23 protein-coding genes and 1 riboswitch are annotated in these 23,974 nt (G+C 60.6%); of the genes, 7 read left to right on the top strand and 16 right to left on the bottom strand.

Features of this window, described 5'->3' with window-relative positions:
- Window positions 1-64 precede the first annotated feature (64 nt).
- Window positions 65-604 carry a TetR/AcrR family transcriptional regulator gene (locus FBY04_RS10480; protein ID WP_084322367.1) on the top strand — a complete coding sequence of 180 codons (540 nt, stop codon included), beginning with the start codon at window positions 65-67 and terminating at the stop codon, window positions 602-604.
- A gap of 238 nt (window positions 605-842) precedes the next feature.
- On the top strand, window positions 843-4,313 hold the full coding sequence (locus FBY04_RS10475; RefSeq protein ID WP_145315174.1) for a hybrid sensor histidine kinase/response regulator: 3,471 nt from the start codon (window positions 843-845) through the stop codon (window positions 4,311-4,313).
- A 16-nt stretch (window positions 4,314-4,329) separates the two neighbouring features.
- Here FBY04_RS10475 and rmuC read toward each other — a convergent pair whose 3' ends face one another.
- Window positions 4,330-5,694: a DNA recombination protein RmuC gene (gene rmuC, locus FBY04_RS10470; protein ID WP_178118273.1), complete on the bottom strand. Its 1,365-nt coding sequence runs from the start codon at window positions 5,692-5,694 to the stop codon at window positions 4,330-4,332.
- Between the two features lie 175 nt (window positions 5,695-5,869).
- Window positions 5,870-6,193: a sel1 repeat family protein gene (locus FBY04_RS10465; protein WP_145315172.1), complete on the bottom strand. Its 324-nt coding sequence runs from the start codon at window positions 6,191-6,193 to the stop codon at window positions 5,870-5,872.
- Between the two features lie 985 nt (window positions 6,194-7,178).
- Here FBY04_RS10465 and FBY04_RS10455 point away from each other — a divergent pair.
- From FBY04_RS10455 to FBY04_RS10445, 3 genes are all read left to right on the top strand, one after another.
- Complete coding sequence (locus FBY04_RS10455; RefSeq protein WP_008031832.1) at window positions 7,179-7,403, top strand: hypothetical protein; 225 nt, start codon at window positions 7,179-7,181, stop codon at window positions 7,401-7,403.
- A 275-nt stretch (window positions 7,404-7,678) separates the two neighbouring features.
- Complete coding sequence (locus tag FBY04_RS10450) at window positions 7,679-8,161, top strand: hypothetical protein (protein ID WP_084322391.1); 483 nt, start codon at window positions 7,679-7,681, stop codon at window positions 8,159-8,161.
- Window positions 8,162-8,305: 144 nt separating this feature from the next.
- Window positions 8,306-9,577, top strand: a complete 1,272-nt coding sequence (locus FBY04_RS10445; protein ID WP_084322363.1) for an OmpP1/FadL family transporter — start codon at window positions 8,306-8,308, stop codon at window positions 9,575-9,577.
- 174 nt (window positions 9,578-9,751) lie between these two features.
- Here the strand turns inward: FBY04_RS10445 and FBY04_RS10440 are convergent, their stop codons facing one another.
- The 14 genes from FBY04_RS10440 to cobO all read right to left on the bottom strand — a co-directional run bounded on the left by FBY04_RS10440 (window position 9,752) and on the right by cobO (window position 21,352).
- Window positions 9,752-10,303, bottom strand: coding sequence for a glutathione peroxidase (locus tag FBY04_RS10440; protein ID WP_145315171.1), 552 nt, complete (start codon window positions 10,301-10,303; stop codon window positions 9,752-9,754).
- A 55-nt stretch (window positions 10,304-10,358) separates the two neighbouring features.
- Window positions 10,359-10,481 (bottom strand): hypothetical protein, encoded by a 123-nt coding sequence (locus FBY04_RS32665; RefSeq protein WP_256666840.1) that lies wholly within the window; start codon window positions 10,479-10,481, stop codon window positions 10,359-10,361.
- Window positions 10,478-11,686 (bottom strand): MFS transporter, encoded by a 1,209-nt coding sequence (locus FBY04_RS10435; protein ID WP_084322361.1) that lies wholly within the window; start codon window positions 11,684-11,686, stop codon window positions 10,478-10,480. The genes FBY04_RS32665 and FBY04_RS10435 overlap by 4 nt, the downstream gene beginning before the upstream one ends.
- Window positions 11,687-11,738: 52 nt before the next feature.
- Window positions 11,739-12,143: a MarR family winged helix-turn-helix transcriptional regulator gene (locus tag FBY04_RS10430; protein WP_084322360.1), complete on the bottom strand. Its 405-nt coding sequence runs from the start codon at window positions 12,141-12,143 to the stop codon at window positions 11,739-11,741.
- A gap of 189 nt (window positions 12,144-12,332) precedes the next feature.
- Window positions 12,333-13,064 (bottom strand): adenosylcobinamide-GDP ribazoletransferase, encoded by a 732-nt coding sequence (locus tag FBY04_RS10425; protein WP_145315170.1) that lies wholly within the window; start codon window positions 13,062-13,064, stop codon window positions 12,333-12,335.
- Between the two features lie 2 nt (window positions 13,065-13,066).
- Complete coding sequence (gene cobC, locus FBY04_RS10420; protein WP_145315169.1) at window positions 13,067-13,642, bottom strand: alpha-ribazole phosphatase family protein; 576 nt, start codon at window positions 13,640-13,642, stop codon at window positions 13,067-13,069.
- Window positions 13,639-14,694 (bottom strand): nicotinate-nucleotide--dimethylbenzimidazole phosphoribosyltransferase, encoded by a 1,056-nt coding sequence (gene cobT / locus FBY04_RS10415; protein ID WP_145315168.1) that lies wholly within the window; start codon window positions 14,692-14,694, stop codon window positions 13,639-13,641. Before cobT ends, cobC begins: the two co-directional genes overlap by 4 nt.
- A complete protein-coding gene (cobU, locus tag FBY04_RS10410; protein WP_145315167.1) occupies window positions 14,691-15,212 on the bottom strand; it encodes a bifunctional adenosylcobinamide kinase/adenosylcobinamide-phosphate guanylyltransferase in 522 nt (173 codons plus the stop codon). The genes cobT and cobU overlap by 4 nt, the downstream gene beginning before the upstream one ends.
- Window positions 15,213-15,361: 149 nt before the next feature.
- On the bottom strand, window positions 15,362-16,813 hold the full coding sequence (locus FBY04_RS10405; RefSeq protein WP_145315166.1) for a cobyric acid synthase: 1,452 nt from the start codon (window positions 16,811-16,813) through the stop codon (window positions 15,362-15,364).
- Window positions 16,810-17,802, bottom strand: coding sequence for a threonine-phosphate decarboxylase CobD (cobD, locus tag FBY04_RS10400; protein ID WP_084322354.1), 993 nt, complete (start codon window positions 17,800-17,802; stop codon window positions 16,810-16,812). The genes FBY04_RS10405 and cobD overlap by 4 nt, the downstream gene beginning before the upstream one ends.
- Window positions 17,795-18,703: an adenosylcobinamide-phosphate synthase CbiB gene (gene cbiB / locus FBY04_RS10395; protein WP_145315165.1), complete on the bottom strand. Its 909-nt coding sequence runs from the start codon at window positions 18,701-18,703 to the stop codon at window positions 17,795-17,797. The genes cobD and cbiB overlap by 8 nt, the downstream gene beginning before the upstream one ends.
- A complete protein-coding gene (gene bluB, locus FBY04_RS10390) occupies window positions 18,700-19,350 on the bottom strand; it encodes a 5,6-dimethylbenzimidazole synthase (RefSeq protein WP_145315164.1) in 651 nt (216 codons plus the stop codon). Before bluB ends, cbiB begins: the two co-directional genes overlap by 4 nt.
- Window positions 19,347-20,744, bottom strand: a complete 1,398-nt coding sequence (locus FBY04_RS10385; protein WP_145315163.1) for a cobyrinate a,c-diamide synthase — start codon at window positions 20,742-20,744, stop codon at window positions 19,347-19,349. The genes bluB and FBY04_RS10385 overlap by 4 nt, the downstream gene beginning before the upstream one ends.
- A complete protein-coding gene (gene cobO, locus FBY04_RS10380; protein ID WP_084322350.1) occupies window positions 20,741-21,352 on the bottom strand; it encodes a cob(I)yrinic acid a,c-diamide adenosyltransferase in 612 nt (203 codons plus the stop codon). The genes FBY04_RS10385 and cobO overlap by 4 nt, the downstream gene beginning before the upstream one ends.
- An 80-nt stretch (window positions 21,353-21,432) precedes the next feature.
- A riboswitch (cobalamin riboswitch) is annotated at window positions 21,433-21,668 on the bottom strand.
- A 154-nt stretch (window positions 21,669-21,822) separates the two neighbouring features.
- Between cobO and FBY04_RS10375 the strand changes: the two genes are divergently transcribed.
- Together FBY04_RS10375 and FBY04_RS10370 are read left to right on the top strand one after the other, a co-directional pair.
- Window positions 21,823-22,407, top strand: coding sequence for a hypothetical protein (locus FBY04_RS10375; RefSeq protein WP_145315162.1), 585 nt, complete (start codon window positions 21,823-21,825; stop codon window positions 22,405-22,407).
- A gap of 67 nt (window positions 22,408-22,474) precedes the next feature.
- On the top strand, window positions 22,475-23,788 hold the full coding sequence (locus tag FBY04_RS10370; RefSeq protein ID WP_145315161.1) for a sorbosone dehydrogenase family protein: 1,314 nt from the start codon (window positions 22,475-22,477) through the stop codon (window positions 23,786-23,788).
- Window positions 23,789-23,974 lie beyond the last annotated feature (186 nt).

Genomic DNA, 23,974 nt, shown 5'->3' with positions numbered 1-23,974 from the left:
TGCTTTTGCGGAGTGTGCTACTCGCTAACGCTTAAAGCAAATTCTTTGTGTTAAGGTCCGATGCATGGCTATTAAAGAAGGTTTACGCCCCGGCGGCCGCAGTGCCCGGGTGCAAGAGTCAATTCATTCGGCCGTCCGAGCGCTCCTTGAAGAACAGGACCGCGCCACCGTGACCGTCCCGCAAATCGCTGCACGTGCGGGCGTTACACCGTCGACCATTTACCGGCGCTGGGGCGATTTATCGGCGTTGCTGGCAGATGTCGCCCTTGCGCGCATGCAGCCCGACAGTGAGCCGGCCAACACCGGCAGCCTGCGCGGAGATGTGCGGGCGTGGGCGGAGCAGTACCTGGACGAAATGAGTTCCGAACCTGGCCGCAACATGTTGCGCGATGTGCAATCGAGTCTGACACCGGGCTTTTGCGCGACGCTCATTGGCGGGCAGTTGCAGACGATTCTGGATCGCTATCCTGACCAGCCGAAACCGAGTGTTGACCGACTGATCAATCTGGTAGCGGCGCCTTCGGTGTTTCGCATTCTGTTTTCGAAGGCACCGCTGGAGGTTGAGGAGCTGCATAGGTTGATCGAAATTGCGTTGAGTCAGTGAGACCCCTTCGCGAGCAAGCCCGCTCCCACATTCAACCGAGTTTTCCCATAAGAATGCAGTCGAATGTGGGAGCGGGCTTGCTCGCGAAGGGGCCCAAAAAAACACCTCAGAGACATCTGCCCCACCGCCTGCGACACCCCACCACGCCACGACCTTGGTCGACACTGACTAACTTGGACGGTCGTGCGAGACTGTCTGTCCGGGCGGGAGTCCCGGGTGTCTTTTGTCTGGAGTTCCCATGTCGCTGTCCAGCGGGCTGATCGCCGCCGTCGCCCTGGCCTATATGGCCATCATGTTCGCCATCGCTTTCTACGGTGACCGTCGCAGTGCGCCGTTGCCGCCGCGGGTGCGCGCCTGGGTGTACAGCCTGTCGCTGGCGGTCTATTGCACCAGCTGGACGTTCTTTGGCGCCGTCGGCCAGGCCGCCGAACAACTCTGGTCGTTCCTGCCGATCTACCTCGGGCCGATCCTGCTGTTGGTCTGCGCACCGTGGGTCCTGCAAAAAATGGTGATGATCAGCAAGCAGGAGAACATCACCTCCATTGCCGACTTCATCGCCGCCCGTTATGGCAAATCCCAGTCACTGGCGGTTGTCGTGGCGTTGATCTGCCTGGTCGGCGTGCTGCCCTACATCGCGTTGCAGCTCAAGGGCATCGTGCTCGGGGTGAACCTGCTGATCGGTGCCGGTGCCGACGCCATGGGCACTCGCGCCCAGGACACGGCGTTGATCGTGTCGCTGGTGCTCGCGTTGTTCACCATTGTGTTTGGCACGCGCAACCTCGACGCCACCGAACACCACCGCGGCATGGTGCTGGCGATTGCGTTCGAGTCGCTGGTCAAGCTGTTCGCGTTTCTGGCGGTCGGCGCGTTCGTGACCTACGGCCTGTACGACGGTTTCGACGACCTGTTCGATCAGGCAATGCTCGCACCGCGCCTCGAAGCGTATTGGAAGGAAACCATCAATTGGCCGTCGATGGTGGTGCAGACCGGCGTGGCGATGATGGCAATCATCTGCCTGCCCCGGCAGTTCCACGTGACGGTGGTGGAAAACATCGACCCACAGGATTTGCGCCTGGCCAAGTGGGTCTTCCCGGCGTACCTGGCGCTGGCGGCCTTGTTTGTCGTCCCGATCGCTTTGGCCGGTCAGATGCTGCTGCCCAGCTCGGTGTTGCCGGACTCGTTCGTCATCAGCCTGCCACTGGCCCAAGCCCACCCCGCGCTGGCGATGCTGGCCTTTATCGGCGGTGCCTCGGCGGCGACCGGCATGGTGATCGTGGCCAGCGTTGCGTTGTCGACCATGGTTTCCAACGACATGCTGTTGCCTTGGTTGCTACGCCGCAATAACGCCGAGCGGCCGTTCGAAGTGTTCCGCCAGTGGATGCTTTCGGTCCGCCGCGTCAGCATCGTGGTGATTCTGCTGCTGGCCTATGTCAGCTATCGCCTGCTGGGCTCCACCGCGAGCCTGGCGACCATCGGCCAGATCGCCTTCGCCGCCGTGACCCAACTGGCACCGGCCATGCTCGGCGCGCTGTACTGGAAACAGGCTAACCGCCGCGGCGTGTTCGCCGGCCTCGCCGCCGGGACATTCCTGTGGTTCTACACGCTGATTCTGCCAATTGCCGCCCACAGCCTCGGTTTGTCGTTGAGCAGTTTCCCCGGCCTGGCCTGGCTGCACAGCAACCCGCTGAACCTGCCGCTCACCCCGCTGACCCAAGGCGTGGTGTTGTCACTGGCGGCCAACTTCACCTTGTTCGCGTGGGTATCGGTGCTTTCGCGCACACGGGTTTCGGAACACTGGCAGGCTGGCCGTTTCATCGGCCAGGAAATCAGTGCCCGCCCCAGCGCCCGCTCGATGCTGGCGGTGCAAATCGACGACCTGCTGCAACTGGCCGCACGGTTTGTCGGTGAAGAACGCGCCCGTCAGAGTTTTATCCGTTTCGCCTATCGCCAGGGCAAAGGCTTCAACCCGAACCAGAACGCCGACGGTGAATGGATCGCCCACACCGAACGCTTGCTGGCCGGTGTTCTCGGCGCCTCTTCGACACGTGCCGTGGTAAAAGCCGCCATCGAAGGTCGGGAGATGCAACTCGAGGATGTCGTCCGAATCGCCGACGAAGCCTCGGAAGTGCTGCAGTTCAATCGCGCATTGCTGCAAGGTGCGATCGAAAACATCACGCAAGGCATCAGCGTGGTCGACCAGTCATTGCGACTGGTGGCGTGGAACCGGCGTTATCTGGAGCTGTTCAACTACCCGGACGGCTTGATCAGCGTCGGCCGGCCGATTGCCGACATCATTCGCTACAACGCCGAACGCGGTCTGTGCGGTCCTGGCGAAGCCGAAGTGCACGTCGCCCGACGTTTGCACTGGATGCGTCAGGGCCGCGCCCACACCTCTGAACGACTGTTCCCCAATGGCCGTGTGATCGAGTTGATCGGCAACCCGATGCCGGGTGGCGGTTTCGTCATGAGTTTTACCGACATCACCGCGTTCCGCGAAGCCGAGCAGGCGCTGACCGAAGCTAACGAAGGCCTGGAGCGGCGAGTCACGGAGCGCACGCACGAGCTGTCGCAACTGAACGTGGCACTCACCGAAGCCAAGGGCACCGCCGAGTTGGCCAACCAGTCGAAAACCCGTTTCCTCACGGCGGTCAGTCATGACCTGATGCAACCGCTGAACGCCGCGCGACTGTTTTCTGCAGCCCTGTCCCATCAGGACGACGGCTTGTCCAGCGAAGCGCAGAAACTGGTCCATCACCTGGATTCGTCATTGCGCTCGGCCGAAGACCTGATCAGCGACCTGCTGGACATTTCCCGCCTGGAAAACGGCAAGATCAACCCGGATCCGAAGCCGTTCGTGCTCAATGAACTGTTCGACACGCTCGGCGCAGAATTCAAGGCGCTGGCCCGGGACCAAGGGCTCAAATTCAGGGTTCGAGGCAGCGCGTTGCGGATCGACAGTGACATCAAACTGTTGCGACGGATCTTGCAGAATTTCCTGACCAACGCCTTCCGCTACGGCAAGGGGCCGGTGCTGTTGGGGGTTCGTCGGCACAAGGGTGAACTGAGCCTGGAAGTCTGGGACCGAGGGCCGGGGATAGCGCAAGACAAACTGAAAGTGATATTCGAAGAATTCAAGCGCCTGGACAGCCACCAGACCCATGCCGAGAAAGGTTTGGGCCTGGGACTGGCGATTGCCGATGGACTGTGTCGCGTTCTCGGTCACACCCTGCAAGTACGCTCCTGGCCGGGGCGCGGCAGTGTATTCAGCGTCAGCGTGCCGTTGGCCAAGGCGCAAATCCCGGCACCGGCCAACGTCACCGAGCTCAACGGCAAACTCATGAGCGGCGCGCAGGTGCTATGCATCGACAACGAAGACAGCATCCTCATCGGCATGAACAGTTTGCTGACCCGCTGGGGTTGTCAGGTCTGGACGGCGCGCAATCGCGACGAATGCGCGGCGCTGCTGAACAATGGCATGCGTCCGCAACTGGCGCTGGTGGATTATCACCTGGACGATGGCGAGACCGGGACTGACTTGATGGCCTGGTTACGGACCCGCTTGGGCGAGCCGGTACCTGGCGTGGTGATCAGCGCCGATGGGCACCCGGAAACGGTGGCTCAGGTGCATGCGGCGGGGTTGGATTATCTGGCGAAACCGGTGAAACCGGCGGCGTTGCGGGCGTTGTTGAGTCGGCATTTGCCGTTGTAGCTGCGATCTTTTGATCTTACTCAGGCAACTCGGCCAACCCATCGACATCGGTCATCGCCCGCTCCAGCAGATCCGCCGGCAGACTTTTGCTCGCTCGCGCGCCCAGCAACTTGAGCTGCTCGCTGCGACTGACCAGATTGCCGCGGCCTTCTGTCAGCTTGTTGCGCGCAGAACTGTAGGCCTTGTCCAGTTGCTGCAAGCGATTGCCGACTTCATCCAGGTCCTGAATGAACAACACGAACTTGTCGTACAGCCACCCTGCCCGCTCGGCGATTTCCCGGGCATTCTGACTCTGACGCTCCTGCTTCCACAGGCTGTCGATGACACGCAGGGTGGCCAGCAACGTGGTCGGGCTGACGATCACGATGTTGCGGTCGAAGGCTTCCTGAAACAGGGTTGGCTCCGCCTGCAACGCCGCGGAAAATGCCGCTTCGATGGGCACGAACAGCAAGACGAAATCCAGGCTGTGCAAACCGTCGAGTCGCTTGTAATCCTTGCCGGCCAGGCCTTTGACGTGAGTGCGTAACGACAGCACGTGCTGCTTGATGGCGATCTGGCCAATGGCATCGTCTTCCGCCGCTACGTATTGCTGATAAGCCGTCAGGCTGACCTTGGAGTCGACCACCACCTGCTTGTCACCCGGCAAATAGATAATCACGTCTGGCTGGAACCGCTCACCGTCCGGACCTTTGAGATTGACCTGGGTCTGATACTCGCGCCCCTTCTCGAGGCCGGCGTGCTCAAGCACCCGTTCAAGAATCAGCTCGCCCCAGTTACCCTGGGTTTTCTGGCCTTTCAAGGCGCGGGTCAGGTTGGTGGCTTCGTCGCTCAGGCGCAGGTTCAGTTGTTGCAGGCGCTCCAGCTCCTTGGCCAGCGAGAAGCGCTCACGCGCCTCGGCCTGATAACTTTCCTCGACACGTTTTTCAAACGACTGGATGCGTTCCTTCAGAGGATCGAGCAACTGGCCCAGACGCTGCTGACTGGTTTCAGCGAAACGCTGCTCGCGCTCGTCGAAGATCTTGCCCGCCAGTTCGGCGAACTGGGCACGCAATTCGTCTCGCGAGCCTTGCAGGTCGTTGAGGCGCTGCTGATGGCTTTCCTGCTGCTCGCGCAGCTCGGCGTTGAGGGAGGCGGCCTGGGCGTCCAGACGCCGCAACTCAGCCTCTTTGCCGGCGCGTTCGATGTTCCAGGCGTGGGCGGCATCGCGGGCGTCATCGCGCTCGATCTGCAACAGTTCGACTTCACGGCGCATCGCGGCAAGGTCTGCCTGTTTGGCGGCGTTGGCCAGTCCCAGATCAGCGATTTCGTCACGGCAGGATTCGAGTTGGGCGTTCAACCCATCCTGGGCCAGTTGGGCCATGGCCAGACGCTCTTCCAGCAGCGCAACATCCGACTGCGAGGCGCTCGCCCGGCGCTGAAGTTGCCAGGCCAATGCCAACAACGGCAGTGCAGCTCCCGCCAGACCGAGCAATATGCTGGTCAAGTCCATCGCCATCGCCATTCCTGCCCATTCGATAAAGCTTGAAGGTTAACCAAGGTGTCAGGTCTTGGACAGCTCAGTCTTCGATCAGACCCAGTTCCTGTTGGGCTCGTCGATCCCCTGCCCGCGCGGCCTGACGCAAAAGGTCCTGGCCGATACGACGATCCCGGGCATTCCCGCATTCGCGGCACATCAACCGGCCGAGACGGCTTTGCGCAGCCACCACACCTTCGCGGGCCGGTTGCTTGAGCAAACGCCCGGCGAAGTGTTTGACGTTGCTGTTTTCACCCAGGCGCGGGCTGTCGAGCAGCCACTCGGCCACACGCATCGAAAATCGCTTGGGCGGGGGAACACGGGGAGGTGTAGAGGTAACGGAATCTGGTACTGAGCGAAACTTCATAAAGCACTGTGGGGCAGATCGGAAGGCGCGCCACTCTACTCTTTTTTTCTTACAGGTAAAGCCTAAAAAACCCGGCACGCCCGTGCTAGAGCAAGCGCTCGGGACAATCCACAGAAGCTGTGGATAACTCAGTGGACAACCGCCCCTGAACTCTCGCAAAGCCCTGTGGAATGGGGCTCGCAGTCAAACTGACGATTTTTTCACCAGTAAAAAAAAGCGATGTTTTTCATTGACTTAAATTTTGGTTACAGGCACCCACTGTGCTTGAAGGCAAGATGACAGTGGGGTGACAACGCGCGCAACTTATGTGCACAAGTACCTTCGCGGCAGTTATATCGATGCGCCCTTTCGGCGCATTCTGTTACCCGGTCTGGGGATAAACCTTGGCAAACCCTTGATCCAGGCTGAGCTGGCCCGATGAACGTGACCGACCGACTGTCGGATTTTGGGCTATAGAAGGGCAAAGCGGAGGGTCAAGACCATCAATGAGGCTTTGGGGGTCGGCGTGCACGCAGAGGTTTTTTGCTAACACACTTCCATTCGGCAATTCAATCCGTTATTATCCACGGCGTTAGTACCAAGCTGAAAGTCAATTCTGGTCGAACAAATCCTCCCGGTCAGCCTTCCCAAAGGAAGCCTCTACCGAACAAGCGGGATCGACCACCTCGATGGTTTCCAGGTAAACCTTGCGTCAACACTGCCTTTGAATCGAAAGCAAAGGGTGTTGCGAAGCTCACTTACTCTGACCGAACCAGCCTGCAAATTGATCAGGATCTTCACCCCGGGCCCAGAACCTTTGCCCTTGATGTGTTGCCTGCCCTCCTAAGTACCTACCTGCCAGCCCAAGCGCGCCAATTTAATCAGCGCTTCAAACTGGCTGCTTTGTTCCAGTCGGGTTCTTCGTTCGACCAATGGTGGTCGTCGTCACTGGAACGTTTTAATTTTGCACGGTTCTTATCCGTGTCGCTTGTAGGAACACCCATTAATGACTACTCAAATCCACACCCAGGATGCCATCCGCACCCTAACCAATGCTTTTGCACCAATGAACTGCCTGATCATGGCCGCTCGCAAAGGCTGCTTCAGCTTCACACTGGTCAACGAACACGGCATCGCTCGTCACAGCGAACGCCTGTACCCCGATCAATACTCCAGCGCCGAGCCGCTGCAGGCCGTGATCGAGCGTACCCGTCAGGCACTGGTTGCCTGATACGCCACAAAGGCTGAAAACCTCAGAAGCCTCGCTGAAAAGCGGGGCTTTTTATTGCCCGATATTTCTCTTTGCGTGTCCGCCGCGTAAGCACTAACCGATATAACAGTTATAACTGGCCGCCGGAAATATTTTAAAAACAGTCCTTTACAGCGCGAATATGACACTACACTTCAACTCAAGCGGCTCAAGCCGCTTCCGGCGAGCCTGATTCGATCCACCCGCTGCCAACGCTACCTTCAGGACTCGCCGACCACTTCATGTTCGAGGGTTTTATGGGTATCGCTGCCAGCGAACTGTGCCGTTATGTGATACGTCCGACATTGATTTACCTTGGGCGCCATAGCGCAACCGCCGAATCCCTGCTGCTGGGCATCGCCGCCAGTCAGTCAGCGCTGGGATCCGCCCTTCACGATCGCCGTGGACATGGCCTGTACCGAATCGCCGAACCCCGCCACCAGGCACTCTGGGACCATTACCTGGCACTTGATCCGGAACGCGCCAGCCTGGTCCGCGGCTTGGCCAGCCAACATGCTTTTCTGAGCGGCCCCCACCTCGAACTGACCGTCAACCTGCGTTATGCCACCGCCATCGCCTGGCTGCTGGTCGAAGAACAGAATACTCCGCTCCCCGAATCAGACGACCTGCTGGGAATGGCCCGCATCTGGCGCCAGACCTTCCAGCCTCAAGGACGCCTGAGAGACTTCACCTATGCCTGGCAAACTTGTGTTTCACCACTGAACCAGGTCGCCTGCTGATCCCCCTTTCCGAAGATCGCGCAACATGCCGCGAATTTGGTCGGATTGTCCTACAAAACCGCTCTAAATCAAGCATTACAGCCTATGGCGCTGGGACGAAAATGTTGGTAATTTCCGCCCCGGTGATCACCAGGAGTTCTAATAATGAAAAAAGTAATGCTCAAAACCACCCTTAGCCTTGCCGTTGCCGTGGCATCCACCCAAATCTTCGCAAGTGGTTTTGCCCTCAACGAACAAAGCATCAGCGGAATGGGGACAGGTTTTGCCGGGCGATCCTCTGCTGCCGACGACGCATCCACCGTTTTTGGAAACCCTGCCGGCATGGCTCGCCTCAAGCGCGAACAAGTGACTGGTGGTGTTGCATTTATCGACGCACATGCTGACATCAGTGATGCCAGCTCCCGCCCTAATAGTGGTACCAACAAAGGTGACATGGTCCCTTTCATGGGCGTCCCTATGGGTTACTACGTCAAGCCAATCGATGACCATTGGGCATTCGGTATCGGTGTATACGCACCGTTCGGCCTGGTGACCGACTACGAGAACAACTTTGCCGGCCGTTATTTCGGTAGCAAGAGTGAAGTCAAAATCGTCACCGTGCAGCCAACCGTCAGCTATGCCTTCAACGACAAGGTGTCGATCGGTTTCGGTCCGACCATCAACCGTATTGACGGCACCCTGGAATCGAACCTGTCGGCCACGCAGGCCCGTCCAGACGGCAAAGTCAAGATCGAGGGTGACGACACTGCTCTTGGCTACAACTTCGGTATCCTGGTTCAAGCCACCGATAGCACTCGCGTCGGCCTGACCTACCACTCGAAAGTGAAATACAAGCTCGAGGGCAACACCAAGGTCGACTACCAACTCTTCGCGCTGCAGGGTCAGAACCCGAGCCAGAAGTACGACGCATCGCTGGACATCACCACGCCTGAGTCGGTCGACTTCTCGGTGACTCATCAGTTGGACGATCAATGGACTCTCTACGCAGGCAGCACCTGGACTCGCTGGAGCCGCCTGAAAGAGATCACCGTCGAGAACGAAGGCGTCCCAGCTGCCCTGCGTTCCCAGTTCGGCACCATCACCGAAGAACAGAACTGGCATGACACCTGGGCTCACGCCATCGGTGCTTCGTATCAGGTCAACAAGCAATGGGTCCTGCGTACCGGTTTCTCTGTCGATCAGGCACCGACCAACAACGAGAACCGTTCCCCGCGCATCCCGACTGGCGATCGCAAGATTTTCAGCCTGGGCGCCGGCTGGAGCCCGACCGAGGACCTGACCATCGACGTCGCGTATTCGTACCTGATGGAAGAGTCGGTCAAGATCAACGAGACCAACGCTCGCAACCAGAACTACACCGCCAAGTATGAGAACTCGGCGAACGGTTTCGGTGTTGGTGCAACCTACCGCTTCTAATGATTCCCGGCGAACCTGAACCACTCGCCGCCCGAATCAAAAAGCCCCGCTCTCTTGTACAGAGGCGGGGCTTTTTTGTAGGAGCCGGCTTGCTGGCGATCCAGACGCCGCGGTTAGCAGGCAAACCGCGTGATCGTTCATCGCCAGCAAGCCGGCTCCTACAAATGGAATTGATCAGGGTTGCGAGGCCAGCGCCTTTTCCACAGCCTCGATAAACTTGGGGTCATCAGGCTCGGTCAGGCTGGAAAAATTGGCAATGACTTTGCCCTTGCGATCGACCACGTATTTGTAGAAGTTCCACTTGGGCTCATCGCTTTGTGCAGCGAGCACCTGGAACAGGTGAGCCGCGTCATCACCGCGCACTTTCTGCGGCTCGGTCATGGTGAAGGTCACGCCATAATCCACGTAGCACACCTTGGCGGTCTGCTCAGCGTCCCTGGACTCCTGCTTGAAGTCATTGGAAGGCACACCGATCACCTCCAGCCCCTGCGCTTTGAAACGCTGATTCAGCGCCTCCAGGCTTTTGAACTGCGGGGCGAAACCACAAAAGCTCGCGGTATTGACCACCACCAGCGGTTTACCGGCGAAGCGCTGGCACAAGTCGATCGTTTCCTTGGCGCGCAGCTTGGGCAACGAGCCTTGCAACAGCTCCGGGCACTCGCTGGCTTGTGACAAGCCGGTAAACGCCATCAGTAACGCGGGAACGGCAAGCCAGCGCATCAGCATGTCCATGCCTCCTTGAAAAGTCGCCTGAAACGAACTTACTCGCCCTCACGTCATGCTAGCAAGCGCCCATGCCCAATTGCATCAACGCCAGCCCGCCCTGATGCCAACCCCACCACGCCAGGGACAGCAGCAAGACGCCGCCCGCCGTTATGGCAATCCGCGGCCAGAGGTTGTTCATGTCGCACTCATCCGGGTTTGCAGGCGCTCCACCGGCCGCTCACGCACCGGCCAGTTCAAGGCAGCGGCCAACAGACTCAAGAGAATCGCTACCTGCCAGATCAAGTCATAGCTCCCGGTCCGGTCATACACCACCCCGCCCAACCAGCCACCGAGGAATGATCCGAGCTGGTGAAACAGGAAAACAATCCCACCGAGCATGGACAGATTTCGCACGCCAAACAAGGTCGCCACGGTGCCGTTGGTCAATGGCACCGTCGACAGCCACAGGAAGCCCATGGCCATGCCGAACAGATAAGCCGTGGTCGTCGTGACCGGCGCCCACAGAAACAGCGCAATCACCACGGCCCGCACCAGATACAGACCGGTAAGCAAACGTGGCTTGGACATCCGTCCGCCGAGCCAGCCTGCTGTGTAAGTCCCGAAGATGTTGAACAAGCCGATCAGCGCCAGCACGGTGGTTCCGACGGAAGCAGGCAGGTGCTGGTCCACCAGATACGCCGGCAAGTGCACGCCGATGAACACCACCTGGAAACCGCAGACAAAAAAGCCGAACGACAACAGCCAGAATCCTGAATGAGAACAGGCTTCGCGTAGCGCTTCGGTCAGCGTTTGCTCATGACCGAGGACCGGCAACGGATTGTCCTTGAGCATGCTCACCAACGGCACGATCAGCGCCACCAGCAGGCCCAGCACCAGCAATGCCGCCGACCAGCCGAGCCAGCCGATCAACCCCAGCGTACCGGGCAACATGGCGAACTGGCCGAAGGAGCCGGCGGCACTGGCAATGCCCATGCCCATGCTGCGTTTCTCCGGCGGCACCGCGCGGCCGACCACGCCGAGGATCACCGAGAACGAAGTGCCCGACAGACCGAGACCGATCAACAGACCGGCGCTCAACGACAAGGTCACAGCCGAGTCCGACATGCCCATGAAAACCAGGCCCAATGCGTAGAGTACGCCACCGACCAGCACCACTTTCGCCGCGCCGAAGCGGTCGGCCAGCGCGCCGGTGAAGGGTTGCGCCAGTCCCCAGATCAGGTTCTGCAAGGCGATGGCAAATGCAAACGTCTCGCGCCCCCAGCCAAATTCGGCACTCATGGGCGCCAGGAACAGCCCGAAGCCATGTCGCACTCCCAGAGACAACGCAAGGATCAGCGCACTCCCCACCAATACCCAACCGCAAGTACGCCACATCGATGTCATTCTTATTCTCCGGTAGCGGGTATATACCCGCTTAAGATCGGAAAAACCGGCGTCAGGCCAGTTCGTCCAGCAGCTTCAGCAAGATTTCGCGTTTTTCGGCACCCAATCGGTCAACCAGTCGCTGTTGCGCCGCCTCCCAGGCTGGCAAAGCCGCAGTCAGGCGTTCAGTGCCGGCCTCGGTCAGCTTGACGATGCGATTGCGCATGTCTTCGCCCTCGACCAGCCTGACCAGGCCTTCGCCCTCCAGCACTCGCAGATTGCGACCGAGGGTGCTGCGGTCCAGGCCCATGGCTTCCGCCAGGACGGAAATACTTGGTGCATTCAGACGCTGCAGATTACACAGCAAAGAATACTGGGCAACGTTGATTCCGAAGCCGTCGAGTGCGCCGTCGTAATGCCTGCTGACGCCACGGGCGGCGCGACGCAGGTTGATGCATAAACATTGGGATTCGAGCATGGTGCGTGTATATACCCGCGAGTGTGTTAAATCAAGTTACAGATGGGGTTCGTTCACAGTATTGAAGTGTCTGGCAGACCGCCTTCGCGAGCAAGCCCGCTCCCACATTTGATCACCGGCGTTTACAGTAGAACAAATGTGGGAGCGGGCTTGCTCGCGAAGGGGCCGAAAAATCCCGCACATAAACCATCAGACCAACGCCAGCCCCACCAGCACAGCAACCTCCAGCAATTCCAGCAACGCCCCCGCCGTATCGCCCGTCGCCCCGCCCAATCGCCGAAGCATCACTTGCCGCAGCCAACCGAAAACCAGCGCCGCCAACACCACAGCAAAAACACCACTGAGCCCGGCAATCAGCACACAACCCAACGCACTGACCGCCAGCACCCACTTGCCCGCCAATCGCGGAAGATGATCCGCCAGCGCCTGCCCCAGACCACCGGCCCGCACATATGGCGTGGTCAGGAACAACCCCAACAACGCGGCACGGCCAATCAACGGAACGATGATCAGGAAAACGCTGTGCTGCTGCTCGATCAATGCCAGCACCGCGGCGAACTTGAGCAGCAACACCAGCACCAGCGTCACTACCGCGATCGGACCGCTGCGCGGATCTTTCATGATCGTCAGTGTGCGTTCACGGTCGCCGAATCCACCGAGCCAGGCATCAGCGCTATCGGCCAGGCCGTCGAGGTGTAACGCGCCGCTGAGCAACACCCAAACCGTCAACAACATCGCTGCGTGCAGTAACAACGGTGTGCCGAACAACACCTCGTTCAGCGCCCACAAAATCGCGCCAAACAGCAGCCCCACCAACGGATAAAACAGCAGCGAACGCCCCAACTCCTGAGGCGCCGGCATGCCCGGCAGACGAATCGGCAGGCTGCTCAAAAATTGCAGGGCGATCCAGAACGGCAGCATGGTCAGCTCGCTTCCTTGAGGATGACGCCAGTCTCGACGCTCAGAGAAAACAGCGCACCATGCGCAACTTCAACGTTGAGCAACTGCTCACGCGGCAAGCCTCGTGCCTGCGCCAGCAACAAACGCATGACGCCGCCATGACTGATCACCAAAACACGTTCGCCCGCATAAGCCTCGTGCAACCGAGCGACGGCCGCCAATACCCGGGTCGAAAAATCCTCGACCCGCTCCCCTTGAGGTGGCGTAAACGAATAAGGGTCGGCCCAGAACAGGCCCAACGCTTCGGCATCGGTTTCCATCAACGCCGCCGCGCTTTGCCCTTCCCACGCACCGAAATGCAGTTCCTGCAGATCTTTATCCAGCTGCACCGGCAAACCCAGTTGCGCCCCGAGCTCTTGCGCGAACCGCGCACAGCGTTGCAACGGCGAACTGACCAGTCGATCCCAAGGTCCCTGCTCGACCACCGCCGCGCGCATCTGCGACCAACCTGTGTCTGTCAACGCATCGTCGAGGCTGCCGCGCAGGCCGCCGCCGAGTTCGGTTTCACCGTGGCGCAACAGGTCAAGGCGCAAGGTCATGCCGGACGGTCCGCCACGGCCGCTTCGGCGAACGTCGCCATTTGTCCGTGAAGGTCGCAGGCCAGACGCAGCAGCGGCACGGCCAACGCGGCGCCGCTGCCTTCGCCCAGACGCAGGCCGAGGTCGAGCAAGGGTTCGGCGTTCAGGGTTTCCAGCACATGGCGATGACCCGGCTCGGCGCCGCGATGACCGAACAACAGCCACGGCCGGCAGTCAGGATTCAAGCGCACCGCCACCAACGCGGCGACGCTGCAAATGAACCCGTCCACCAGCACCGCCACGCCTTCCTGGGCACACGCCAGATACGCACCGACCAGCGCTGCAATTTCGAAACCGCCGAGGTTGAACAGGGTTTGCAATGCATCGCCACGCTGAGCGCTGTGCAAGGCCAAAGCACGTTCGATGACCTGAGCCTTACGACTGACGCCTGCCGCGTTGAGGCCGGTGCCCGGCCCAGCCAGGTGCACCACCGGACAATCCAGCAAGGCACAGGCCAACGCACTGGCCGACGTGGTGTTGCCGATGCCCATCTCGCCGCCGATGAACAACTGCGCGCCCGCCGCAATGGCGCGCCGCACGCTGTCGCGACCGGCCTGCAAGGCAAGTTCACCCTGGGCTTGAGTCATGGCCGCGCCGTCGACAAAATTCGCGGTGCCGGCACCGATGTTCAAGTGGCGCACGCCCGGCAGATTCAACGACGGCGTCACCGTGCCGAGGTCGACCACTTCGAGGGACGCGCCGAGTTGACGCGCCAGCACACTGATCGCCGCGCCACCGCTGACAAAGTTGTGCAGCATCTGCCCGGTAACTTCCTGGGGAAACGCCGATACGCCTTCGGCGACGACGCCATGGTCACCGGCAAAAATCGCGATCCACAGCTGATCCAGGCTCGGTTTGACCTGCCCCTGCAACCCGGCCAATTGCACCGCCACCGACTCGAGTCGCCCTAGGGAACCGGCGGGCTTGGTCAGCTGCTGTTGCCGCGCCTGGGCCTGTTCGACGGCGTGGGCGTCAACCGGCTTGCATGGGTTCAGCCACCAGGATTGGGTCATAACGCAGTTCCTTTCAAAGTCAGGGGCAGGCCGGCGACGGTCAGGACGACTCGCTGACAGCGCTCGGCCAAGGCTTGATGCAGCCAACCGGCTTCATCGACATAGCGGCGAGTCAATTCGCCCAGCGGCACGACACCCATTCCGGTCTCGTTGCTGACAAAAATGATTTCGCCCGGCAATTCAGCCAGGCAGTCCAGCAAGGCTTCACGCTCGGCGGTCAGGCGCCCGGTGTCATCGAGCATCAGTAGATTGGTCATCCACAAGGTCAGGCAATCCACCAGCAGGCAACGATCGGCTCGGGCGGTTTCGCGCAGGACGCGGGCGAGTTCAACGGGCTCTTCGATCAGCGCCCATTCGGCCGGACGGCGTGCGCGGTGATGGGCGACCCGTTCGTTCATTTCACCGTCCAGCGGTTGGCTGGTGGCGATATAGGTCACGGGCAGGTGGCTGTCGGACGCGAGTTTCTCGGCCAGGCGACTTTTGCCGGAGCGGGCGCCGCCAAGGATCAGTTGCAGCATGGTTACATCCTTAAAATATTCGGTGAGGCGACTGCCGCCTTCGCGAGCAAGCCCGCTCCCACACTGGATCTACAGCGAACATAAATGTATGTTCGGCGCCGATCAAATGTGGGAGCGGGCTTGCTCGCGAAGGGGCCAGTCCGTTCAACTTAAATCCCGCAGAGCTCACGCAACAGTCGGGTATCCAGATGCTTCTCCACCAAATCCGCCAACCGCTCAATATCTCGCTCACGCAGCGCGTGGTAGTCCACTTCCTGTACATCCTGCAAACCCGCCCAGCGCAACAGTGCACTGCACGCTGCCGGCGATTCGAACAGGCCATGCAGGTAGGTGCCGAAAATCTGCCCGTCGCCACTTTGCGCACCGTCGCAACGGCCATCGTCCAACTGCACGGCGGCGTTTTCCAGTGCCGGACCGGTGGTGACGCCGGCATGAATTTCATAGCCGCTGACCGGCGCATCTTCCAGCGCCAGACGCCCGCGCACATTGCGCAACTGCTTCTCTTCTTCCAGTTGCGTTTCGAACGCCAGCAACCCCAAACCGGCGCTGGAGCCCGGCGCACCTTCAAGGCCCAAAGGATCGTGCACCTGCTCGCCGAGTATTTGCAGGCCGCCGCAAATACCCAGGACTTTTCCGCCGTAACGCAAATGCCGGGCGATGGCGGTGTCCCAGCCATTGGCGCGTAAATACGCAAGGTCGCTGCGCACGCTTTTCGAGCCGGGAAGAATGATCAGGTCAGCGGGCGGAATCGCCTGGCCGGGGCCGATGAATTGCAGGTCGACTTGGGGATGCAGGCGCAGCGGATCGAAATCGGTGTGGTTGCTGATGCGCGGCAACACCGGCACCACCACTTTCAACACTTGATCGGCCTTGTCGGTCTGGCGCTGATCGATACCGTCCTCGGCTTCCAGGTGCAGGTCCATCACGTAAGGCAGAACGCCAATCACCGGTTTGCCGGTACGTGCTTCCAGCCAGTCGAGGCCCGGTTGCAGCAAGGCGATGTCGCCGCGAAAACGGTTGATGATGAAGCCTTTGACCCGTGCCTGCTCGCTCGGCGACAGCAGTTCCAGAGTGCCCACCAAATGCGCGAAGACCCCACCGCGATTGATGTCGGCGATCAGCACCACCGGGCAATCCACGGCCTCGGCGAAGCCCATGTTGGCGATGTCGCCGGCACGCAGATTGATCTCGGCCGGCGAGCCTGCACCTTCGACCATGACCACCGGATACGCCGCGCTCAGCCGCGCATGGGAGGCCAGTACCGCTTGCATGGCGATGGCTTTGTAGTCGTGATATGCGACCGCGTTCATCGTCGTGACGGCGCGACCATGAATGATCACTTGCGCGCCGGTGTCGCTGTTGGGTTTGAGCAGCACCGGGTTCATGTCGGTGTGCGGTTCGAGATGGGCGGCCTGCGCCTGCACCGCTTGCGCACGTCCAATCTCGCCACCGTCGGCGGTCACAGCACTGTTGAGCGCCATGTTCTGAGGCTTGAACGGCACGACGCGTACGCCCTGGCGCGTGACCCAGCGACACAGCGCCGTCACCAGTGTGCTTTTACCGGCATCGGAGGTGGTGCCTTGCACCATCAACGTAGTCATCGGGTTTCCTTGGCGTAGGCATCGAACGCTTGATCGAGTCGGGTCCAGTCGGCTTCTTCGCCAGGCAAGCCGAAACGCAGGCTGCTGTTGTGGGTGAACAAGCGCAGCAGAATGCCGTGCCGGGCCATGAACTCATGCAGTTCTTCGGCGCGATCGGTGGTCAGCCACTGAAACAGCGCACAACCACCCTGAGGTTTGAAACCGTGTTTTTCCAGCAGCACCGCCAGACGTTCGCTGGCTTGTTCGGTACGCACGCGTTGCCTGGCATGGCCTTCGGTATCCTGCAAACAGGCTTGGCCCAACACCCGAGTCGGTCCGCTGACGGCCCAGGGCCCGACTTGCTCGGCGAGCAATTTGAGCAGCTTGCGCTCCGCCAGCACGAACCCCAACCGCACACCGGCCAGACCAAAAAACTTGCCGAAAGAGCGCAACACGATCAAACCGACCTGATGGGCACACGGCGCCAGGCTCAGTTGGGGTGTGTTGTCCATGAACGCTTCGTCCACCACCAGCCAGCCACCGCGCTGGGCCAGTCTGGAATGCCAATCGAGAAGACGACTCGGAGTCAGGCTCAGGCCCGTGGGATTGTTCGGGTTGACCACCACCAGCACGTCGAGGCTGTCGAGGAAGAAGTCGACCTCCTGCTCCATTACTTCACGCACGACGTAGCCATTACGGCGCCACGCTTCGGCGTGCTCGGCGTAACACGGCGACAGCACGCCGACCTTGCCGACCCGACGCAAACGCGGCAGCAACTGGATCGCCATTTGCGAACCGGCCACCGGCAGCGCCTGCGCGGCACCGTAATAATCGCAAGCTGCTTGTTCCAGCCCGTCATCGCTTTCCGGCAATCGCGCCCAGGCGCGCAACGGAATGTCCGGGACTGGAAACGCCCAGGGCGCGAGGCCGCTGGACAGGTCAAGCCAATCGGCTTCGGCGATGCCGTATTCGAGCGCGGCCTTGCGCAACCGTCCACCGTGTTCAAGCATAGAATTCAGCCCCCACGCAAAGAATCAGCAGCCATAACCATACCCCGCGCTGGACCAATTGCCAGCCACGGTCAATGGAGTCGGCATCCGCCGGCACGCCTTCGCCCAACGGCGGACGCTGATGCAATTCGCCGTGATAAATCGCCGCCCCGCCCAACTCGACGCCCAGCGCACCGGCACCGGCGGCCATCACCGGACCGGCGTTCGGGCTGTCCCAGGTCGGGCCCTGGGTGCGCCAGCATTTCAGGGCGAGTCGGGTTTTGCCCAACAGCGCGTAGGTCAATGCGACCAGTCGCGCAGGAATATAGTTGAGCACGTCGTCGATCTTCGCTGCGGCCCAGCCGAAACGTTCGAAGCGCTCGTTGCGATAACCCCACATCGCATCCAGCGTATTGCTCAATCGGTAGAGCACCACGCCGGGCGCACCGGCCACGGCAAACCAGAACAGCGCGGCAAACACCGCGTCACTGCCGTTCTCCAGGACGGATTCGGTGGCGGCACGAGCGACTTCGGTTTTATCCAGTTCACTGGTCTGGCGACTGACCAGGTAACCGACACGCGTGCGCGCTTCCTCCAGATCATCACTGCGCAGCGCCTTCGCCACAGGCGTGACGTGTTCACCGAGGCTGCGCATGCCGAGCGCGCAATAGAGCGCGAGAATCTCGACGATCCAGCCGACATAAGGCGCCCAGGAAAAAGCCGTGGCGAGCAAGGTCAGCGGCACGACCGCGATCACCCAGGCGGTAACGCCGTGGCTGCGCCAGCCGCGTCCACCGCCATTGAAACGTTGTTCGATGCGGTCGGCAAAACGGCCGAACGCCACCAGCGGATGCCAGCGCCTGGGTTCACCCAGCAGCGCATCCAGCGCAACTGCGGCGATACTCAACAACGCCACACTCATTGACTCACTCCCCAAAAATTCTCATACAGCAATTCACTTAGCGGACGCGCCTGCGCCCAGCCTTCGAGTACCAGCATCGGCGCCGGATAGAATTCCTTGACCGGCCCGAGGCAAAGAATCGCCAAGGGCTTGGCTCCGACGGGCAACCCCAGCAGATCGGCCAAGGCTTGCGGTTCGAATAAAGAGACCCAGCCCATGCCGAGTCCTTCGGCACGGGACGCCAGCCACAGGTTCTGGATTGCGCAGGACAGCGAGGCCATGTCCATTTCCGGCAAGGTCCGGCGACCGAAAATGTGGCGTTCACGATCGTCCATCAGCGCGGCGACCAACACTTCTGCGCAATCGTTGATGCCTTCGACTTTCAGCTTCATGAATTCGTCGGTGCGTTCGCCGAGGGCTTCGGCGGTGCGGATGCGTTCTTCTTCCACCAGCAACTGGATCTTTCCGCGCAGGGCGCGATCGCTGATGCGGATGAATCGCCAGGGCTGCATCAGGCCGACGCTTGGGGCCTGATGCGCGGCTTCGAGCAGGCGCCGGAGCAACTCGGGTTCGACGGTGCCACCGCTGAAGTGGCGCATGTCTCGGCGCTCGGCTATCGCGCGATACACCGCCTCCCGTTCGGCCGGACTGAATGCGTTGTCGGTCATGGCCTCTTCGCGAGCAAGCCCGCTCCCACAGGGGTTAGGTGATCCAGTGTGGGAGCGACGGTGCGACGATTCGACGTGTTCGCGATGGCGTCCTCACGGTCAGGCGCAAACAACGCGGCAACAGCCGTCGGATTGGACGGAAAATAAAAATGCACGTAGGAAGCCGTCATCCGTCCCTCACGATAAACCGCTTCCGCACCCCGCCCGCCGTTAGGGCTCAGGCCACGGGCAATCGGCTCAAGTTCGGTACTGGTCAACGAATGGTGATAGGTATGCCCACGCAGCGAACCTTCGGGTAACTCGACCGCCTGCAACGCCAGTGCCGCCAGCCGTTTCTGCATCACCGCGTCACCGGCCAGCAAACCGACCAGCTCTGCGCGAGTACCTTCGACATCGGTCAACGAATCGAGCAAATACAACATCCCGCCACACTCGGCCAACAATGGCTTGCCCGCCGCGTGGTGAGCGCGGATGGCATTGAGCATCGGGGCGTTCTGCGCCAGCGCCACATGGTGTAACTCCGGGTAACCGCCCGGCAGATAGAGGCTGTCAGCCTCCGGCAATTGCGCGTCGCGGATCGGCGAGAAAAACAGCAACTCGGCACCCATGGCTCGCAGCAAGTCCAGACTTGCGCCGTAGGTGAATGCGAAGGCTTCGTCGCGGGCCACGGCAATTCGCACACCGGCCAACAACGGCTCGGCGGCGATCACGTCCGGCGCAGCGAATTCCACTGCGGGTGGCAGCGCGACTTCGCAACTGCTGGCCAAGGCATCGGCCGCCGCATCCAGGCGCAGATCGAGATCGTTCAATTCACTGGCCTGGACCAGGCCGAGGTGCCGACTCGGCAATTCAATCCCGGTTTCCCGGGACAACGCGCCGTACCAGCGCAAGCCTTCAGTGAGGCTGCCTTCAAGCAATTGCGCATGGCGCAAAGTGCCCACACGGTTGGCCAGCACTCCGGCGAACGGCAGGTCCGGCTGATACTTCGCCAACCCCAACGCCAGCGCGCCGAAGGTCTGCGCCATCGCCGTGCCGTCGATCACCCCGAGCACCGGCACACCGAAATGCCGCGCCAGGTCAGCGCTGGAAGGCGTGCCGTCGAACAAGCCCATGACACCTTCGATCAGGATCAGATCCGCTTCGCCGGCGGCTTCCCACAACAGTCGACGACTTTCCTGCTCGCCGACCATCCACATGTCCAGTTGATAGACCGGCGCACCGCTGGCGCGCTCGAGAATCATCGGATCGAGAAAGTCCGGGCCGCATTTGAACACGCGCACCTTGCGCCCCTGATTGCGATGCAAACGGGCCAGCGCGGCAGTGACGGTGGTCTTGCCCTGACCGGAGGCCGGCGCGGCAATCAAGACCGCCGGGCAATGACGGGGCTGATTCACAGCTCGACGCCTTTTTGCGCTTTGATCCCGGCCTGGAAGGCGTGCTTGATGACGCCCATTTCAGTGACGGTGTCGGCCAGTTCGATCATTTCCGGCTTGGCGCCGCGGCCGGTGACGACCACGTGCTGCATTGGCGGACGCGCCTGCAAGTCGCTGAGCACCTGATCAAGATCGAGGTAACCGTGCTTGAGGGCGATGTTCAATTCATCCAGCACCACCAGACCGACCGACGGATCACGCAACAATTCACGGGAAACGGCCCAGGCGGCTTCGGCGGCGGCGATGTCACGCTGGCGGTCCTGGGTTTCCCAGGTAAAGCCCTCGCCCATCACATGAAAACGCACCTGCTCGGGAAAGCGCCGGAAAAACAGTTCTTCGCCCGTGCTGTTGCGGCCCTTGATGAACTGCACCACGCCGCACTGCATGCCGTGGCCCATGGAGCGGGCGAGCATGCCGAACGCCGAGCTGCTTTTGCCTTTGCCATTGCCGGTCAGCACCAGCAGCAGGCCGCATTCATTCGGCGAATTGGCGATGCGTTCGTCGATCACGGCTTTTTTGCGCAGCATGCGCGCCAGATGGCGTTCGTCACGATCGGGAGTATCAGTCATGGGGGAGCTCTCCGTTGAGGCTGGATAACGGCGGGCAGGCACAAGAATAGACGGCAAGAAGCCTGGCATCGCCCACCGTGATGCCGCTGGATGGATCAGGCCGGTCTCCGGGCTCATGAGCGGCGTTTCGCCTGACTGCGCGCCTTCCCATGCCGGTATCGACACAGTGGCAAAAATGCTCAGTCTTCACTCATTTACCGTTGCGGGGGCAGCGCCGGAATCGTGATTGTTCCTGAATTGAACGAACGCACTCACCGGCTTCCCTGTTTCACTCTGTCGACCAAGGTCACAGAGCACCTGAAACAAGCCGCGAAGGTTAGAGGGTTGGGGGTGGAGCGTCAATTAAAGCCGGGACGCCGTCGGGCGAATAACTGCCGCTGATCAATTTACTGACGCCAATCTTGTGCCACACTTCCAGCAGTGATATCAAAGAGCCACAACCCCACATCACAATAACAAGGGTAAGCCACATGCAAGGCATGATCATCAGCAATCCGAAGCTGGAATTCCTGCGCCCGGTTCTCGAACGCTGGTTTGACTGTATCGACCGTTATAACGCCGTGCGCGGCGATAATGACACGCCTTACTGGTACGACGAAAAAGCCAACCTCGGCTTGCTCTCGGCCGCCGCGTGGATGGCGGAAATGGTCACGCTGCAACAGACCCCCAGCCGCAAACAGAACGAGGAAGGTGAACGCAACGCCCGCGCCGACCTGTTCATCGCCACCAGCGAAGAGCGTGCCTACCTTCAAGCCACGCAACGCTGGCCGCGGGTCAACAGCCTGAACCTGACACAAGCGCTGGCCGATATCACCAGCGACGCCAGGCGAATCAGCTACGCCAGCGACCTGAAAGTCGGCTGCCTGTTCGTTGCACCGCAAAAAGCCCAGCACGGCGCTACCCCGGAAGAACTCCAGGACATGGTCGACGACCTGCAAAAGGAACACACCTGTGCCGTCGCCTGGTATTTCCCCTACGCGTATCGCAAGTTGCGCAATGAAGCGGGCAACTATCACCCCGGCATCGCCGTGCTGTTCAAGGAAGCCCGCGGCTGACGGTTGAACCATCGCGGGCTTGCGCTTCTCTACTGATCAGGTCACTGCATTTTTAGGGAAGATCAGCATGCGCAAGCCCCCGTTCGTTCTCGTCATCGTCCTCGCCGGAGGGCTCGTCGCCTGCGGCGAAACCTCCAGACTGCAAGTCTCCGACGGCACCGGCCCGTCGCCCAAACTGCCCGAACCGAACAAAACCCTGATCCCGACGGTGAACATCGCCCCGGCGATCGGCTGGCCGGACGGTGCGAAACCCATCGCCGCCGCGGGCACTCAGGTGGCGGCGTTCGCCGAAGGCCTCGATCACCCGCGCTGGCTGTATGTGCTGCCGAACGGTGACGTGCTCGTCGCCGAAACCAACGCGCCGCCAAAACCCGATGACGGCAAAGGCGTTAAAGGCTGGGTCATGAAGAAAGTCATGGGACGCGCCGGTGCCGCCGTGCCGAGCCCGAACCGCATTACACTGTTGCGGGACAAGGATCATGACGGCATCGCCGACACCCGTACGGTGTTTCTGGAAAACCTCAATTCGCCCTTCGGCATGACGCTGGTCGGCAATGACCTGTATGTCGCCGACACGGACCGCTTGCTGCGTTTCCACTATGAGAATGGCGACACGGCCATCAAGTCGCAGCCGATCAAAGTGGTAGACCTGCCGGGAGGTACGCTGAATCACCACTGGACCAAAAACGTCATTGCCAGCAAGGACGGCAGCAAGCTGTACGTCACGGTGGGTTCCAACAGCAATGTCGCCGAAAACGGCATGGATCAGGAAGAAGGCCGCGCGGCGATCTGGGAAGTGGATCGCGCCACCGGCAATCACCGGATCTTCGCCTCCGGCCTGCGCAACCCCAACGGTATGGCGTGGGAACCGCAGAGTGGAGCGTTATGGACTGCTGTGAACGAACGGGATGAAATCGGCAGCGACCTGGTGCCGGACTACATCACTTCAGTGAAGGACGGCGGGTTCTACGGCTGGCCTTACAGCTATTACGGCCAGCACGTCGACATTCGCGTCGAACCGCAAAACCCTGACCTGGTCGCCAAAGCCATCGCACCGGACTATGCAGTCGGCCCGCACACCGCGTCACTGGGCCTGACGTTCGCTGAAGGCAACTCGCTGCCAGCGCAATTCAAGGAAGGCGCGTTCATTGGGCAGCACGGTTCGTGGAACCGTAAACCGCACAGTGGTTACAAAGTGATATTCGTGCCGTTCAGTACCGGCAAGCCAAACGGGCAACCTGTGGATGTACTTACGGGTTTCCTCAATGACGAAGAGAAAGCCATGGGTCGGCCGGTGGGTGTGGTGATTGATCAGCAGGGTGATTTGCTGGTGGCCGATGATGTGGGGAACAAGGTGTGGCGGGTTTCTGCGGCGAAGTAATCTCGAACCGCCAATACATAACAAATGTGGGAGCGGGCTTGCTCGCGAATGCTGACCGACAGTCAACATTGAAGTTGAATGTTATGACGCATTCGCGAGCAAGCCCGCTTGTGTCTAGATCTAGGAATAAGCTCTGGGGTGAGAGGGGTGGATGGCAAGCTGTGAGTCCGCGGTGCTTGAAGCACG

This window comes from Pseudomonas sp. SJZ080 (assembly GCF_007828295.1).
In the GTDB taxonomy this organism is placed as follows: domain Bacteria; phylum Pseudomonadota; class Gammaproteobacteria; order Pseudomonadales; family Pseudomonadaceae; genus Aquipseudomonas; species Aquipseudomonas migulae_A.
The sequence above is the reverse complement of the archived record's forward strand: the minus strand, read 5'-3'. Positions and strand labels throughout refer to the sequence as shown.

What these genes read in the sequence shown, in the direction of transcription:
- FBY04_RS10480 (WP_084322367.1), top strand. Translation starts at nt 65, where the DNA reads ATGGCTATTAAAGAAGGTTTACGCCCCGGCGGCCGCAGTGCCCGGGTG.
- FBY04_RS10475 (WP_145315174.1), top strand. Translation starts at nt 843, where the DNA reads ATGTCGCTGTCCAGCGGGCTGATCGCCGCCGTCGCCCTGGCCTATATG.
- FBY04_RS10465 (WP_145315172.1), bottom strand. Translation starts at nt 6,193, where the DNA reads ATGAAGTTTCGCTCAGTACCAGATTCCGTTACCTCTACACCTCCCCGT.
- FBY04_RS10455 (WP_008031832.1), top strand. Translation starts at nt 7,179, where the DNA reads ATGACTACTCAAATCCACACCCAGGATGCCATCCGCACCCTAACCAAT.
- FBY04_RS10450 (WP_084322391.1), top strand. Translation starts at nt 7,679, where the DNA reads ATGGGTATCGCTGCCAGCGAACTGTGCCGTTATGTGATACGTCCGACA.
- FBY04_RS10445 (WP_084322363.1), top strand. Translation starts at nt 8,306, where the DNA reads ATGAAAAAAGTAATGCTCAAAACCACCCTTAGCCTTGCCGTTGCCGTG.
- FBY04_RS10440 (WP_145315171.1), bottom strand. Translation starts at nt 10,303, where the DNA reads ATGCTGATGCGCTGGCTTGCCGTTCCCGCGTTACTGATGGCGTTTACC.
- FBY04_RS32665 (WP_256666840.1), bottom strand. Translation starts at nt 10,481, where the DNA reads ATGAACAACCTCTGGCCGCGGATTGCCATAACGGCGGGCGGCGTCTTG.
- FBY04_RS10435 (WP_084322361.1), bottom strand. Translation starts at nt 11,686, where the DNA reads ATGACATCGATGTGGCGTACTTGCGGTTGGGTATTGGTGGGGAGTGCG.
- FBY04_RS10430 (WP_084322360.1), bottom strand. Translation starts at nt 12,143, where the DNA reads ATGCTCGAATCCCAATGTTTATGCATCAACCTGCGTCGCGCCGCCCGT.
- FBY04_RS10425 (WP_145315170.1), bottom strand. Translation starts at nt 13,064, where the DNA reads ATGCTGCCGTTCTGGATCGCCCTGCAATTTTTGAGCAGCCTGCCGATT.
- cobC (WP_145315169.1), bottom strand. Translation starts at nt 13,642, where the DNA reads ATGACCTTGCGCCTTGACCTGTTGCGCCACGGTGAAACCGAACTCGGC.
- cobT (WP_145315168.1), bottom strand. Translation starts at nt 14,694, where the DNA reads ATGACCCAATCCTGGTGGCTGAACCCATGCAAGCCGGTTGACGCCCAC.
- cobU (WP_145315167.1), bottom strand. Translation starts at nt 15,212, where the DNA reads ATGCTGCAACTGATCCTTGGCGGCGCCCGCTCCGGCAAAAGTCGCCTG.
- FBY04_RS10405 (WP_145315166.1), bottom strand. Translation starts at nt 16,813, where the DNA reads ATGACTACGTTGATGGTGCAAGGCACCACCTCCGATGCCGGTAAAAGC.
- cobD (WP_084322354.1), bottom strand. Translation starts at nt 17,802, where the DNA reads ATGCTTGAACACGGTGGACGGTTGCGCAAGGCCGCGCTCGAATACGGC.
- cbiB (WP_145315165.1), bottom strand. Translation starts at nt 18,703, where the DNA reads ATGAGTGTGGCGTTGTTGAGTATCGCCGCAGTTGCGCTGGATGCGCTG.
- bluB (WP_145315164.1), bottom strand. Translation starts at nt 19,350, where the DNA reads ATGACCGACAACGCATTCAGTCCGGCCGAACGGGAGGCGGTGTATCGC.
- cobO (WP_084322350.1), bottom strand. Translation starts at nt 21,352, where the DNA reads ATGACTGATACTCCCGATCGTGACGAACGCCATCTGGCGCGCATGCTG.
- FBY04_RS10375 (WP_145315162.1), top strand. Translation starts at nt 21,823, where the DNA reads ATGCAAGGCATGATCATCAGCAATCCGAAGCTGGAATTCCTGCGCCCG.
- FBY04_RS10370 (WP_145315161.1), top strand. Translation starts at nt 22,475, where the DNA reads ATGCGCAAGCCCCCGTTCGTTCTCGTCATCGTCCTCGCCGGAGGGCTC.